General features: G+C 44.3%; 12 protein-coding genes. 7 read left to right on the top strand and 5 right to left on the bottom strand.

Annotation, left to right across the window (positions count from 1 at the left end; translation table 11 throughout):
* Positions 1 to 115 precede the first annotated feature (115 nt).
* Positions 116 to 2,260, bottom strand: a complete 2,145-nt coding sequence (locus M301_RS01920) for a TonB-dependent receptor family protein (RefSeq protein ID WP_013147072.1) — start codon at positions 2,258 to 2,260, stop codon at positions 116 to 118.
* A 91-nt stretch (positions 2,261 to 2,351) separates the two neighbouring features.
* Positions 2,352 to 3,548 (bottom strand): bifunctional phosphopantothenoylcysteine decarboxylase/phosphopantothenate--cysteine ligase CoaBC, encoded by a 1,197-nt coding sequence (gene coaBC, locus M301_RS01925; RefSeq protein ID WP_013147073.1) that lies wholly within the window; start codon positions 3,546 to 3,548, stop codon positions 2,352 to 2,354.
* 14 nt (positions 3,549 to 3,562) lie between these two features.
* On the opposite strand from coaBC, the gene M301_RS01930 reads away from it, so the two are divergent.
* From M301_RS01930 to M301_RS01945, 4 genes are read left to right on the top strand one after another with little or no spacing between them, the layout of a single operon-like run.
* Entirely contained in the window at positions 3,563 to 5,668 is a 2,106-nt protein-coding gene (locus tag M301_RS01930) for a PEP/pyruvate-binding domain-containing protein (protein ID WP_013147074.1), read from the top strand.
* A gap of 30 nt (positions 5,669 to 5,698) precedes the next feature.
* Positions 5,699 to 6,463, top strand: a complete 765-nt coding sequence (locus tag M301_RS01935) for a hypothetical protein (protein ID WP_013147075.1) — start codon at positions 5,699 to 5,701, stop codon at positions 6,461 to 6,463.
* A 14-nt stretch (positions 6,464 to 6,477) separates the two neighbouring features.
* A complete protein-coding gene (radC, locus tag M301_RS01940; RefSeq protein ID WP_013147076.1) occupies positions 6,478 to 7,152 on the top strand; it encodes a RadC family protein in 675 nt (224 codons plus the stop codon).
* Between the two features lie 21 nt (positions 7,153 to 7,173).
* Positions 7,174 to 8,409 carry an MgtC/SapB family protein gene (locus tag M301_RS01945; RefSeq protein WP_238524650.1) on the top strand — a complete coding sequence of 412 codons (1,236 nt, stop codon included), beginning with the start codon at positions 7,174 to 7,176 and terminating at the stop codon, positions 8,407 to 8,409.
* Positions 8,410 to 8,429: 20 nt separating this feature from the next.
* Here the strand turns inward: M301_RS01945 and M301_RS01950 are convergent, their stop codons facing one another.
* Positions 8,430 to 10,259 carry an ABC transporter transmembrane domain-containing protein gene (locus tag M301_RS01950; protein WP_013147078.1) on the bottom strand — a complete coding sequence of 610 codons (1,830 nt, stop codon included), beginning with the start codon at positions 10,257 to 10,259 and terminating at the stop codon, positions 8,430 to 8,432.
* Positions 10,260 to 10,438: 179 nt separating this feature from the next.
* On the opposite strand from M301_RS01950, the gene M301_RS01955 reads away from it, so the two are divergent.
* The 3 genes from M301_RS01955 to M301_RS01965 are packed head-to-tail and all read left to right on the top strand — an operon-like array spanning position 10,439 to position 12,983.
* Entirely contained in the window at positions 10,439 to 12,508 is a 2,070-nt protein-coding gene (locus M301_RS01955) for a carbon starvation CstA family protein (RefSeq protein ID WP_013147079.1), read from the top strand.
* A 2-nt stretch (positions 12,509 to 12,510) separates the two neighbouring features.
* Positions 12,511 to 12,726, top strand: a complete 216-nt coding sequence (locus tag M301_RS01960; RefSeq protein ID WP_013147080.1) for a YbdD/YjiX family protein — start codon at positions 12,511 to 12,513, stop codon at positions 12,724 to 12,726.
* Complete coding sequence (locus tag M301_RS01965; RefSeq protein ID WP_013147081.1) at positions 12,717 to 12,983, top strand: TIGR03643 family protein; 267 nt, start codon at positions 12,717 to 12,719, stop codon at positions 12,981 to 12,983. The genes M301_RS01960 and M301_RS01965 overlap by 10 nt, the downstream gene beginning before the upstream one ends.
* Positions 12,984 to 13,012: 29 nt before the next feature.
* Here the strand turns inward: M301_RS01965 and M301_RS01970 are convergent, their stop codons facing one another.
* A complete protein-coding gene (locus tag M301_RS01970) occupies positions 13,013 to 13,213 on the bottom strand; it encodes a hypothetical protein (RefSeq protein ID WP_013147082.1) in 201 nt (66 codons plus the stop codon).
* 233 nt (positions 13,214 to 13,446) lie between these two features.
* A complete protein-coding gene (gene lgt, locus M301_RS01975; RefSeq protein ID WP_013147083.1) occupies positions 13,447 to 14,232 on the bottom strand; it encodes a prolipoprotein diacylglyceryl transferase in 786 nt (261 codons plus the stop codon).
* Between the last annotated feature and the right edge of the window lie 140 nt (positions 14,233 to 14,372).

Consider the following 14,372-nt stretch of genomic DNA (forward strand, 5'->3'; position numbering starts at 1 on the left):
TTAGCATTAAACACTAAAAATTCTCTAAAATCACTAAGAAGGTTCATTTACTTTGCTCGCAAGACTCGTAATAAAAAAACCCGCCGAAGCGGGTTGGATTGCAAGTTACAACTACTTAGAATTTGTAGTTTGCATTTAAGCTAAGCAGGAAATTTCTATCAGATGCAGGTTCAAAGAAACGCAAGTTGCCATCATTAACACGTACAGAGCCAATGTAATTTTTATCAAATACATTTTCTACACGAAGAAATTCACTAAAGCTCCAACTAGCTAGCTTTTGCTCAAATCCTGCACGCACGTTAAAAATTGTGTACGAAGGCGCAGCATCAGTATTTGTGTCATTCACGTATGCCTTGCTGTTATGGCGGCCTTCAAAAGCCGTACTGAATCCTAATGGAGAGTACTTCCAAGCTAATTCACCATAAAGTTGTGTTTTGTATGTACCTGGAATGTAATTTCCTGACTTAATAGTTACTGGAGGCACTGTACTATTTGTGAAGTCTGAGTCAAATTTAGCATTCAGCAAAGCATAAGAGAAGTATGTTGAAATGTTATTGGCAAACTGGGAATCTACAGAAAGCTCCACTCCTGTACGTTTGGTGTCATTTGCGTTTGTGTAAACAGTTCTGCCATTTAGGCTATCGCTAATAACCAACTCATCTTTAGTAGTAATTCTAAACAGATTTAGATTAGCTTGGGTATTGTCGCTAATAAATGCTTTCGCACCAACTTCCATATTGCGGCTTTCACTAGGTTTTAAAGCTAAGTTAGGTGTGGAGTTTGTCCCCGTGGTGGTGAAGGCGGCTTCAACAAATGTTGGTGTCTCAAAGCCTCTACCGTAGTTCGCATAAAGGTTGAAGGTTGGAGTTACTTTCCAAACAACACCAATTACAGGAGTATTTTTTTGATATTCTACCGAACCGCTATTATTACCATTTGCACCTGCTCCAGTAATAAACTTATCTTTAACCTCTAGCTTTACATTGGTATGGCGAACTCCTGCATGCAAGTCAACATTATCTAATATGGACAATTTTCCTTGAATATATTCATCAAAGTTGCTGACAATGTTATCTTCGTCTCGGTTTAAAGTTTTTACAGGGAGTCCTGCGGATAGAATGTTAGTATCAAATCTTGCATCGCTTGATTTACCATAATTCAGACCAAAACTCAGACTGTAGGATTTATTAAAGACTTCACCTTTGTTATCCCAACGTAAATCTGTACCATAGAACTCTCTAGATATGACACTAGCCCGTGCATTAGTCCCAACTGCATTGGTAGCAAGGATTTGTTCATTTTCGCGAGAGCCAACATAGGCGGTTGCATTGATTGCATTATTTTCATTCAAACCATGTGTCAAATTAAATCCAACTTGAGTGTGGCTGCGTGATACACGAGTATCTGCTTTGACTGCTGCACTAGTTACGCCGGTTGGATTATCAAATGCGGAAGGGGTTTTCTCTGTTGGTGTGTTCACAGCAGTTCGCGGTAATCCACTTGGATCCTGAGCATTCTGGTCAAACCAATTAACTAATGTTGTTAGTTTGGTATCTTCATCCAAGTTAATTTTAAATTTAGCCGTTACAGCTTGTTTTTTACCTGCGCCGTGCTCGCGATAACCATCTGTTTCAAAGTTTGAGACATTGAGTAAATACTCAATGTTTTCAGAAGTCCCAGTGGTATTTAATACTTGGCGCTTAGTATTATCACTACCAAACATAACGCTTCCACCAATTTCTGCTGTTTTTGGGGCATCTTCAGTCAACAATTGAATTACGCCGCCAGAGGAGTTGCCGTAAAGTGCTGAAAATGGACCACGCATGACTTCAATACTTTTGATTGCAGATAAATCAACAACTCCTGGCTGACCTTGACCATCAGGCATGGTTAGAGGAATGCCATCAACATATACGCGAATGCCGCGAACGCCAAAGCTGGAACGTGAGCCGAAGCCTCTACTTGAGATCTGCGGATCTTGTGCTTGGTTGTTGCGGTTTTGTGCAGTAATACCAGGTACGCGAATCAAGCTTTCAGAAAGCAGCATTTGCAGCTGACCGTCTTGAATATCTTTTTTCTCTACAACGTCAATGGCGACTGGCAAGTCGAAGCTGTTTTGCTGAGTTCTAGTAGCGGTAACAACTACTGGTGCAAGTGATATGGTATCTTCAGCATAGACTTGTGGGGAAACGATCGCAGCAATTATTATAAATAGTGGTTTTTGATTGAATGGTTTTGATTTGAGCGATTTGGTTTTCATGGTGCAGTGCATTCATTTTTGGAAAGGCTGCATGATATATTGCCTTATAGATCAAAGCAATGAAGAAAACCATGACTTGCTTATGGCTAAATTACAGCATGTGAGCTATATGCTGTAATAGCAGTTTGGCAACTTCAGTTTTCGAGGCGCGTTGAATTGGGTGCGCACCATTTTTATCAATGAGTGTGACGCTATTTTCTTCGCTCCCCAGCGCTTCTTTAGCTAAATTTGCAACAATCAGTGGTAGTTTTTTCGCTTTACGTTTGGTTTCAGCGTATTCGAGTAAGTTTTCAGTTTCTGCGGCAAATCCTACGCAAAATGGCGCATTGGGTAGGCTGGCAACATCCGCCAATATGTCTTTATTCGGTGTGAGTTCTAGCGTGAGTGACGACGTGCTTTTTTTGATTTTTTCATGTTGCTGGGTCACTGGGCGGTAATCAGCCACGGCGGCTACGGCAATAAAAACATCCTGATTCATAATATTGCTCATGACTGCTTCATACATCGCCTGAGCGCTTTCGGCTTTAATGTTGGCCGCATTTGCTATTGGATTGAGTGCAGTTATTCCGCTGACAAGTGTGACGTCTGCACCCATATCAGACGCAGCTTGAGCAATGGCATAACCCATTTTCCCTGAGCTTAGATTGGTGATACCGCGCACTGGGTCTATCATTTCTAATGTGGCACCAGCGGTAATCAGCACACGTTTGCCAGCTAATAGCTTGGGGGTAAAGTGGGCGTTTACTAACATCAGTAAAGCTTCAGCTTCTAGCATTCTGCCTAAGCCGACTTCGCCGCAGGCTTGCTCTCCGCTATCTGGACCAAAAATACTAATGCCGTCTGCAGTCAATTGGTTGATATTGCGTTGCGTGGCTGGGTTTTCCCACATTTGTTTGTTCATAGCTGGTGCGACTAGCAAAGGGCAGTCTCTAGCCAAACATAGCGTAGAAAGCAAATCATCCGCACGGCCTTGTACAAGTTTCGCCAAAAAATCTGCACTGGCTGGGGCGACTAAAATAGCATCTGCCTCGCGGCTTAACTCTATGTGTGGCATGCCGTTACTAATGCTGCTATCCCACATGTCAATAAACACTGGCTTGCCAGACAACGCTTGCATGGTCACTGGTGTAATAAATTGGCAGGCGGCAGCGGTCATGACGACTTGTACATCGTAATTGGCTTTAACTAGCAAACGCACAAGTTCAGCCGCTTTGTATGCCGCGATGCCGCCAGTAATGCCGAGTACAAGCTTTGTTGAAACTATTCGTTTATTTATCTGCGTTGTCATGGTAGATTTTGCTTATGCTAAAAACAATAAAATTGCTCAAAATTTCAAATATAACTTCAAGTTTAACATGGGTGCTTGTGCTGTGTGCAAGTATGCTACTTGGCGTGAGTTCTGCTGAGGCGCGACGTATGAATCCAGCGCTGATGAATTCAGTTGAAAACCATGAGTTAAGTAATCAGCAAGCGCCTGCTGGCATTATGTGTAGAGATTGCACAAATCCAAATCCACCTACTGAAGTGCCTTCTGGCCGAGTGTGGCAGGCTGGAGTACGAGATATGGCGACTTGGAAACAGTTAAGTAAACCATTGCGTGATGCTGAATTTAGTAAGTTTGTGATAGATCTGAAAACCAATAAAATCTACTTTGTTGATAGCAATGTGTTTATGTTGCATGCCGATTTTGTAGTGGATTATTTGCAAAAAATACCGCGTACGGTAGCCAATATGAAAGCCTACAACCGTAATTACAGTACGAAAAAACCGCAGTTTATTTTGGGCTATTTAACACACTATCCTAAGCTAGACCCTCCTAAACCAGATGCGAGTGCGAAGCCTCGTGACTTATGGACTTTCTCATTTTGGGAAGGCGATACTATCCAAGCGCAGGATATTCAGCTGGCTTATAAGCGTTTGCAGCAAACGTTTACCGTTGCACCATTGGTGTTTAGACCAGACTCATCGGAGCAAGAGCGCGTGGCTAGCCAGTTAAAAGCATTCCATATTCAAACCATCAATAACAATCAAATTTACCAATCGCTACCTTATCAGGCGTTTAATACTGGCAGTGCGATTGGTCGTTTGGTGATTGTGCCGCCAACTACACAAATTGAGAATTTAACGTTTGATGAGGATGACGTTGTCTTGTTGCAAAGTAGCTATCCTGACATTTCACCTGTGGCAGGTGTGATTACCACGCAATTCTCTACGCCACTATCGCATGTGAATTTACGTGCAAGCGCTTGGGGAATTCCAAACGCGACGATTAAAAATGCCGTCAATGAGTTTAAGAGTTTTGATGGTAAGCAGGTGTTTTATAGCATCACCGAAGCAGGTTATGCCTTGCGTGAGGCAACAGAAGCTGAAATTACGCAGCATAAAAATGCCAAGTTGGCTAAAGCTGCCGTTGTAATGCCTGCAGCAGATTTAACTACGACAGCACTTTTGCCACTGAGTAAAATCAGCGCAGAAGATGCTAATAAATACGGCGCTAAAACTAGTAACTTGGGTGAAATGGTACGAGCTAATACCAATTTGAATATCCCTGACGGTTTTGGCATCCCTTTTAGTTATTACCTTGCGCATATCAAGCGGCATCATATCGATCAATTGATTGCTAAAACTTTAAGTGATGCAAAATTCAAACAGGATGCGAACTGGCGTAAAAAGAACTTAGAAGATATTCGTTTGGCTATTACTCATGCGCCACTTGCTGTGGATACTTTCAATAAAATCCAAAGACAGTGGCAAAAGCAGCTTGGTGGTCGTGGTGTATTTGTGCGCAGTTCAACCAATGCGGAAGACTTAAAAGGTTTTAACGGCGCGGGGCTTTATGACACGGTGCCTAACGTAAAGGATAAAAAAGCACTCGAAGCCGCCATTAAGCAAGTGTGGGCATCGGTTTGGAATCTGCGTGCGGTAGAAGAGCGCACACACTTTGGCATTCCGCATGAGCAAGTTTATCCCGCTGTGTTAGTACAAACTGCCGTGAATGCCGCAGCTGCAGGGGTATTGTTGACCACGGATATTTGGGGTCACCAAACGACGACTTATACCATTAACGCAAAATGGGGATTGGGTATGCGCGTAGTTGAAGGGCAAAAAATAGCTGAGCAGATTTTGTTTGATACTAGCAATGACGGCACGCGCGTGATTAGCCGTTCGGATGAATCGACCATGTTAGTGGCTAACCCCCAAGGTGGCATGATGGAAAGACCTGTGACAAAAGGTGCGGCGATTTTGACAGAGAAGCGTGCCAAAATGTTGAGCCAAGCTGCGCAGCATGTTGCCGAGATTTTTAATCAAACTGATGTGTTAGATATTGAGTGGGTGCTAGAAACCCAAAGCGGTCAGGATGTTTTCTGGATAGTGCAAGCTAGACCGTATGTGACCAATAAAAAATAAAGCCGTTAATTGAAGCGAAAGTCATTGGGTATGTGGAAGAAAATTAGAGTCATTATTTTATTGTTGATTTTAGCAACAGTAGTGCAGAACACTTGGATGGATAAAGCTGATTTAGCTTGGAAAGACAATTTCTATGTTGCGGTATATCCAGTCAATGTCGATAACAACGCCAAAGTGAGTGATTACTTACGTACGCTAACACGCGAAGATTTCGAACCCGTTGCAGAATACTTTGCAAGTGAAGCTGAGCCGTATCATCTGGGTTTACGTCGACCAATAGAAGTGCAGTTAGGCGCACAGGTGACTGATATTCCACCAGCGCCACCTAAGGATGGAAGTATTTTAGGCACGATTGTTTGGAGTTTAAAGTTTAGATATTTCGCATGGCGCCATAGCCCTAAAGTCAACGTTAAACCTGCAATTCGACTGTATTTGTTGTATTACGACCCTGTCACTAATCCACGTTTAAGTCACTCAACCGCGCTAAATAAAGGCAGAATCGGCCGTGTGAACTTGTTTGGAGACAGTACTTATTCCAAGCAGAACTTGGTGATTTTGGCGCATGAGTTATTGCACACACTCAATGCTACTGATAAGTACGACTTGGCTACTTCTATGCCCAGCTACCCAGATGGCTTTGCCGAGCCAGACAAGACACCACGCTATCCACAAGACTTGGCTGAGTTGATGGGAGGTCGCACGCCTATCAGTGAAAATAAAGCTGAAATTCCTAAAAGTTTGAAGCAAACATTAATTGGCCCCAAAACCGCTCGTGAGATTGGTTGGCTGAAATGATGAAGGAGTAATGCATGGCAATTACTGACTGGCCTGCAAGCGAGCGCCCACGTGAAAAGCTGTTAGAGCTTGGCGTAGAAGCGCTCTCTGATGCTGAATTGCTCGCCATTTTTCTGCGTGTAGGCGTTACAGGTAAAAGCGCTGTGGATTTAGCGCGCGATTTGCTGACGCAGTTTGGCAGCTTAAATGGAATATTTGCTGCACAACTTAGTGAGTTGACCCAAGTACACGGCGTAGGCAGTAGTAAATACGTGCAATTGCAAGCCATTTTTGAAATGAGCCGCCGCGCGTTAAACGAGCAAATGCAGGCGAAAGATATACTCAGTTCACCCAAGCAAGTGCGTGATTATCTTTGTTTGAAATTAGGCAATTTAACGCGTGAGGTGTTTTTTGTCTTGTTTTTAGATGCGCAAAATAGAGTTGTGACCACTGAGGAGATGTTTAGCGGCACGCTCACGCAAACTTCAGTTTATCCGCGAGAGGTAGTCAAACGCGCATTGCACCATAATGCAGCCAGCGTTATATTTGCACATAATCACCCATCTGGTCTTGCACAGCAAAGCCAAGCAGATGAGTTAATCACCAAGCAATTAAAAGAAGCTTTAGCATTAGTCGATGTGCGGGTGTTGGATCATTTTATTGTGGCAGGCAACACCACACTATCATTTGTTGAGCGAGGCTTGTTGTAAACTTACTCTATGGAACACATTTTGATTGATAACTCTCTTTGGCTTAATCTGGCAGTCTCTTTAGGCATAGGGCTGTTAGTGGGCGCCGAGCGAGAGCGCAGCAAGGGTATCGATCCTGATAGGTCTTTAGCAGGTATACGTACCTTCACCATTGCTTCCTTGCTGGGCGCGGTAAGTACAATCATCAATTTTTGGATGCTAGTCGTCGCTGTTATCAGCGTTACTGCTTTTGCTGCTATTTCTTATGCGATGAGAGTCAATAAACACCCCGGTCTGACGACTGAAATTACGCTGATTTTCACTGTAATACTGGGGGGGTTAGCTCTGAGCGCACCATCATTAGCCGCTAGCCTTGCGGTAACAGCATCAATACTATTGGCTGCGAAAGAGCCTATTCATGGTTTTGTAAGAGGTGCCGTGACTAAGGAAGAGTTAAATGATTTTTTGATACTTGCCGCGGCAACGCTGATTGTATTACCGCTAGTGCCGAATGAATTTATAGGGCCCTTTAATGCGATCAATCCAAGAAACCTTTGGCTAGTTGTGATATTGGTGATGTTTATTAGCGCGCTCGGCCACCTTGCTTTACGTTTACTGGGTGGGCGCATAGGCTTGCCAATAGTTGGTTTGGTTTCTGGTTTTATTTCCAGTATCGCTACGATAGGGGCAATGGGGGAGCGCGCCAAAGAAACACCAGCTTTAATTGGTTCTGCGGTATCAGGTGCATTGCTATCCAGCCTTTCAACAGTTTTGCAACTGACTTTACTCTTGGCTGCAATCCATCGGCCAACTTTACAAGCTTTATCAGTGCCATTGATATTTGGTGGAGTTTCGATTGCTGTTTATGGCTTGGTGGTTACGCTAAGTTCATTTCATCACCATGGGACAGAAGTAAACAAGCCAACCCGATCCTTTAGCGTAAAAACTGCGCTCATTTTGGCTACAGTGATTGCAGTTGTACTGATTGCTTCCGCAGCGTTGAAGGCTTGGTTTGGTCAAGCGGGGCTTGTCGTCGCGTCGGCAGTGGCCGGGTTGGCAGATGTGCATGCTTCAACCATTTCGGTGGCTTCATTGGCTGCTGCGGGTAATTTAAGTGCAGCCAATGCTGTTATTCCCATACTCGTCGCTTTTTCAGTGAATGCCTTATCTAAAGTGGTCGCTGCTTTAGTCAGCGGCGGCAAGGCATTCGCACTTCAAGTGATTCCCGGGTTGGTCATCCAGGTGATGGCGACGTGGCTCGGCTGGTGGTTGTTCTAGCGGTTAAGTAAACGTTAGGTTTAAGCAAGTTGCAGTGCCGCCAACCTCGCATATAGTCCGCCTTGCTCACGCAACTGTGCGGGACTGCCAATTTCTACAATACGTCCATTCTCAAGCACGATAATTCTATTAGCTTTTTGCACTGTACTTAATCGATGCGCAATCATCAACGTGGTACGCCCTTGCATCGCGGCGTTCAGACCTTGCTGAACAAGTATTTCTGATTCTGCATCTAGTGCGCTGGTGGCTTCATCCAATAGCAATATTGGCGCATCTTTAAGGATGGCGCGGGCGATGGCAATGCGTTGGCGTTGCCCGCCAGAAAGCCGTGTGCCGCGCTCACCTAAAAAGGTTTGATAGCCATCTGGCAATTTATGCACAAATTCGTCAACTTGGGCGGCTTTAGCTGCGGCAATCACTTCATCATCAGTTGCCTCTGGCTTGCCGTAACGAATATTTTCCAGCGCATTAGCTGAGAATATCACCGCATCTTGCGGCACGATGGCGATATTGCTGCGCAAGCTGTTTAAGCTCAGAGTATCAATATTTTGGCCATTGATGGTAATTTGCCCAGAATTGGCTTCGTAAAACCTGAGTAAACATTGGAATAAAGTGGTTTTCCCCGCGCCAGAAGGACCAACCAATGCAATCGTTTCACCTGCGGCAATGCTTAATGACACGTTATCTAAAGCAGCGATTTGCGGGCGCGATGGGTAGTAAAACACTACGTTTTTGAATTCAATTGCGGCGTTACTTGGGTTAATCAGGCTTTGCGCATTGACGGGTTCTTTAATTGAAACTTCCGCATGCAAAAGTTCAAGTAAGCGCTCGGTAGCACCAGCTGCGCGCATCACATCGCCCCAAACCTCAGCCATTGTGCCTACTGCGCCAGCGACCATCATCGCATAAAGTACAAAACTAGCAAGTTCTCCGCCCGTCATCGTGCCAGCACTCACTTGACGTGCGCCTATCCATAGTACAAAAATAATCGTGCCTAATACAGCGGTGACCATCAGCATTGTCAGCATGGCACGTACGCGAACTCTTTTTAATGCGGTGGTAAAGCTAATGTCGGCACTTTTGCTAAAGCGTGCGATCTCGCGTTGCTCTTGCGTATACGATTGCACGGTAGGCATGGCGTTAAGTATTTCACCTGCCATCGCAGAGCTATCGGCGATACGATCTTGCGATTCGCGCGATAGCTTTTTAACTGAGCGGCCAATGATAATAATAGGCAATATCAGCAATAGCATCAGGCCTATATTCAGTGAGAATAAATACAAGTTGGTGACAGCCAACATCACCATGCCGCCAGTAAACTGAAATAAGCTGCGCAAGCCCATAGAAATTGAGCTGCCCACCACGGTTTGGATTAAGGTGGTGTCGCCAGTCAGGCGAGAAAGCACTTCGCCGGTTTGAGTCGTTTCAAAAAACTGTGGCGATTGCGTCATGACGCGTGCATAGACGGCGCTACGTAAATCTGCCGTAGCTCGTTCGCCCACCCAAGAAACAGTGTAGTAGCGCGATGCAATCATCAGCGCCCAAAATATGGCAAGCGCGAACATCACCAGAAAGTGACCATTTAAGCTTAATGCGCCTATCAGACCCTTGTGCGATGTTGCAGAAGCCGCTTTTGTCACAAAACCAAAGTCGATTAAATCTCTGAAAGCTAGCGGTACTAAGAGCAACGTTGCCGAGCCTAGGCATAGCAGTATAAACGCTAAAAATACGCGCGAACGATATGGATACAAAAATGGCCAAAGATTACCTAAAGAGGAGAGCTTTTTGACAGGAGACTTGGAGTTAAGGGGCAGTTCACTTTTAGGCGCGTTTGTATCGGTAGCTTGCATGCTTATCGGTTCGGTTAAATTTGTATTATTGACAGTATAACTGGCAACTGAAAAGTGTTTAGGTTCATTGTTATTCAATATCTCAAGTACAAAGTTTCCAATAAAGTTTTTAGCGTGATCGCAGGTCTGATTTATACTTAACGAATCAAATTATTTAAAATAGTCACTCAATATTTATTATGCACAAAAATTTCAAAATAATTATCTGGATCGCAGTGCTGGTTTTAGGTGTTTCTGCAGTGAGCGCTATTGCGCTTAATCGCGGTGAAAGCATCAGCGCCATGTGGTTTATTACGGCGGCACTTTGTATTTACGCGATTGCATATCGCTTTTATGCCGCTTGGATTGCCGCCACCGTGTTAGTGATAGACGAAACACGCGCCACGCCTGCGGAGCGCCTAGATAATGGTCGAGACTTTATTCCTACTAATAAATGGGTGGTGTTTGGGCACCACTTTGCTGCGATTGCAGGACCTGGACCTTTGGTTGGTCCAACATTAGCCGCGCAATTTGGTTATTTACCCGGTACGTTATGGATTTTAATCGGCGCAGTGTTAGGAGGGGCTGTGCAAGATATGGTCACGCTATTTTTCTCAACTCGCCGTAATGCGCGCAGCTTGGGGCAAATGGCGCGTGATGAAATTGGTCCAATTGGCGGCGCTGCGGCGCTTATTGGTACATTTTTGATCATGATTATTCTGATTGCAGTGCTGGGTTTAGTCGTTGTGAACGCCATGAAGCATAGCCCTTGGGCGACTTCTACGGTAGCAGCAACTATTCCAATCGCCATGATTGTTGGCTTTTATATGCGTAACTTCCGTCCTGGTCGGGTGTTAGAGGCTTCGACATTGGGCGTTGTCTTGTTGTTATTAGCAGTGGCTGGTGGCGGTTGGATAGAGCATAACGAATCTTTGCGTGGCTTGTTTGATCACGAAGGTTTAACGCTCGCCTGGGTAATTATTGCTTACGGTTTCGCTGCGGCAGTCATGCCTGTGTGGTTGCTGCTTGCACCTCGCGATTATTTATCAACCTTTGTAAAACTTGGCACGGTCACTTTGTTGGCCGTTGCGATTATCATTTTGCAACCGCACATTCACATGCCTGCGTTAACGCAATTTACCGATGGCACAGGACCGATATTCGGCGGCAAGCTGTTCCCATTTGTGTTTATTACCATTGCATGTGGTGCCATTTCTGGTTTTCATGCGCTGATTTCATCGGGCACTACACCTAAACTTTTAGCCAATGAACGAGATATCCGTATGATAGGTTACGGCGCAATGCTACTAGAAAGCTTTGTCGCTATTATGGCAATGATTGCCGCCACAGTGCTAGAGCCTGGCGTATTTTTTGCCATTAACAGCCCTGCTGGTGTGGTGGGTAAAGAGGCAATTGATGCGATTGCAAAAATCAATAGTTGGGGGTTTGCCGTGAGTGTAGAGCAAATGAACCAGCTCGCCAAAGACATGGGTGAAAGCAGCTTGTTCGCCCGTACTGGTGGCGCACCAAGCTTGGCGGTTGGTATGGCAAGTATTTTTGGCAATGCTTTTGGTAAAAGCATGCTGGCGCTGTGGTATCACTTTGCCATTATGTTTGAGGCGATTTTCATTCTCACCACGCTAGATGCAGGTACGCGCGTTGGACGCTTTATGCTGCAAGACATGCTGGGTAATATTTGGCCAAAAATGGGCCGCACTTCTTGGATGCCTTCTGTTATTTTCACCAGTGCGCTAGTGGTGGCTGGCTGGGGTTATTTCTTATATATCGGCGTGATCGATCCTAATGGCGGCGTAAATATTTTGTGGCCACTATTCGGCATTGCGAACCAAATGCTCGCTGCTATTGCCTTATGTGTAGGAACGGGAATTTTGGTGAAGTCTGGGAAATCTAAATACGCTTGGATTACAGGTCTGCCTTTGGTGTGGCTAGTGTTTGTGACTAGCACCGCAGCATGGCAAAAAATATTCAGTGATGATATTCGCGTTGGCTTTCTTGCAGCAGCAAATGATCTGGCGACTAAGTTAGCTGCAGGTACATTAACGCCAGAAAAAGCAGCAGTAGCGCCTCAGCTAATATTTAACCAGCAGCTAGATGCCTATTTAACGATGTTTTTTGTTGCCGTGCTATGGGTGGTGATTGCAGATATGCTCTATGTGACTTATAAATATTTAGCAGGCAAGCCAGTATTGCCGCTAACAGAAGTGTCGCGCGAGCCAAGTCGCTTGGTCGAGAATTGGGTGAGAGATTAGAAATGTTAGAAAAATTAAAAGCTTTTTGGCGCTACGTCCGCCGTCTGACTGGTGATGATGCTTACGAACAATATTTAAAGCATTTTGCAGAAAACCATTCAGTACATCGCCTTAATCAAACAGACCAAGCCGAAGACACGCCTATGCCATTAAGCCGAGAAGCTTTTTTTAAAGAGTGGCAAGATAAAAAATGGAAAGGGATTAAACGTTGCTGTTAAGTGTTGATTTTAGTGAGGCTGACATTTCGCGCATCATAGAAATGGCTTGGGAAGACAGAACCGCCTTTGAGGCGATTGAAGCGCAATTTGGTCTTAATCAAGATGGCGTGATTAAAGTGATGCGCGCCAATTTAAAGCTTAGCTCTTTCAAGCTTTGGCGTGAACGTACGCATGGTCAAAAAACCAAGCATGCAATGCTGCGAACAACTGAGATTAATCGGCATCAGTCAAAACAGCACAACAAGTTGCACCGATAGTTTGACGCCATAGCACTAATAGCAGTGAGCTAAAAACTGCTGTAAATATTATCAATTTGCATCTCGTCTTGCTGTGTTTCGCTAGATAAAGAAGTCTTTTCAAATTCATGTTCTGCATCATCTGCAGTATTCAAAATGCTAGGTGAATTGACGTACAAAGGCTGAAATTCAGCTTTGAACTCAATAAATCCAGAGTCTCTTTTAAACATTACTTCAAATAAGTTTTTCATTTTCACTCACCTCAAATAGTCACGTACAGAATTCAATATGCAAAGTACATACCATGTTTACGGCATGAAATGAATAAAATTAAGCTATTGATTTATAAATAGTATTAATTTGTAGTGAGATGTGAAAATGACGTGAAAACTAGAAGTGCAGTTGAACAGCTAAATTGAGGTGTTGGATTTTAATCGCTTGGTTTCGATTTTCATCATAGGCATCACCAAGCGACTAAAGAGCGTTAATTAAAACGTTGTTTTTGCGCCTGAAACCACATCCAGATACCAAGCAGTATCATAGGCAAGCTTAGCCATTGCCCCATGCTAAAGCCCATAGATAGCAGGCCTAAGTAGGCATCTGGCTCGCGGGTATATTCAGCTAAAAACCTAAAACTGCCGTAGCCAATTAAGAATAGAGCCGAAACCGCGCCAGTTTCACGCGGTTTTGATGAATAAAGCCAAAGTGCTGAGAATAGCACGATGCCTTCAAGACCAAATTCATATAGCTGCGAAGGGTGACGCAATAGATTATCCACCTTAGGAAACACCATGCCCCATTGAGCGTTGGTAACGCGACCCCAGAGCTCACCGTTGATGAAATTACCCATGCGACCGGCGCCCAAGCCAATTGGCACCAGTGGCGCTACAAAATCCATGATGTTAAGCCATTTAATTTGGTATTTACGCGCAAATAACCACATTGCGACTAACACGCCTAAGAAGCCACCATGAAAGCTCATGCCACCTTGCCATACCGCAAAAATCTCTAATGGGTGATGGATAAAGTAACTAAATTGGTAGAACAACACGTAGCCTAAGCGCCCACCAAAAATTACGCCTAAAGCCCCAAAAAACAAGGCGTCATCTAGCATGGCTATGGTCCAGCCATGCCATTTTCTGTGATTAATTTGCCATTTACCTAAGCCCAAAAATGCTAAGAATCCAACTAAGTACATCAATCCGTACCAATGAATACCAAACTTACCAAGGTGAATTGCAATAGGGTCAAAACTAGGGTGAACGAACATGAGAGGTGCGCTATTAAGTAAAGGCTGAATTTTACCTAAGTTTTAATATTTAAAGGTTTAAATAAAGGTAATTTAATTGTAATGATGTTTAACAGGTCTTTATTGCAGCTTTATAAAGTCATCTGTGATCTAGAGTGTGC

Source organism: Methylotenera versatilis 301, assembly GCF_000093025.1.
Taxonomy (GTDB): domain Bacteria; phylum Pseudomonadota; class Gammaproteobacteria; order Burkholderiales; family Methylophilaceae; genus Methylotenera; species Methylotenera versatilis.

Coding starts and splice junctions, on each gene's coding strand:
- M301_RS01920 (WP_013147072.1), bottom strand. CDS start 2,260: ATGAAAACCAAATCGCTCAAATCAAAACCATTCAATCAAAAACCACTA.
- coaBC (WP_013147073.1), bottom strand. CDS start 3,548: ATGACAACGCAGATAAATAAACGAATAGTTTCAACAAAGCTTGTACTC.
- M301_RS01930 (WP_013147074.1), top strand. CDS start 3,563: ATGCTAAAAACAATAAAATTGCTCAAAATTTCAAATATAACTTCAAGT.
- M301_RS01935 (WP_013147075.1), top strand. CDS start 5,699: ATGTGGAAGAAAATTAGAGTCATTATTTTATTGTTGATTTTAGCAACA.
- radC (WP_013147076.1), top strand. CDS start 6,478: ATGGCAATTACTGACTGGCCTGCAAGCGAGCGCCCACGTGAAAAGCTG.
- M301_RS01950 (WP_013147078.1), bottom strand. CDS start 10,259: ATGCAAGCTACCGATACAAACGCGCCTAAAAGTGAACTGCCCCTTAAC.
- M301_RS01955 (WP_013147079.1), top strand. CDS start 10,439: ATGCACAAAAATTTCAAAATAATTATCTGGATCGCAGTGCTGGTTTTA.
- M301_RS01960 (WP_013147080.1), top strand. CDS start 12,511: ATGTTAGAAAAATTAAAAGCTTTTTGGCGCTACGTCCGCCGTCTGACT.
- M301_RS01970 (WP_013147082.1), bottom strand. CDS start 13,213: ATGAAAAACTTATTTGAAGTAATGTTTAAAAGAGACTCTGGATTTATT.
- lgt (WP_013147083.1), bottom strand. CDS start 14,232: ATGTTCGTTCACCCTAGTTTTGACCCTATTGCAATTCACCTTGGTAAG.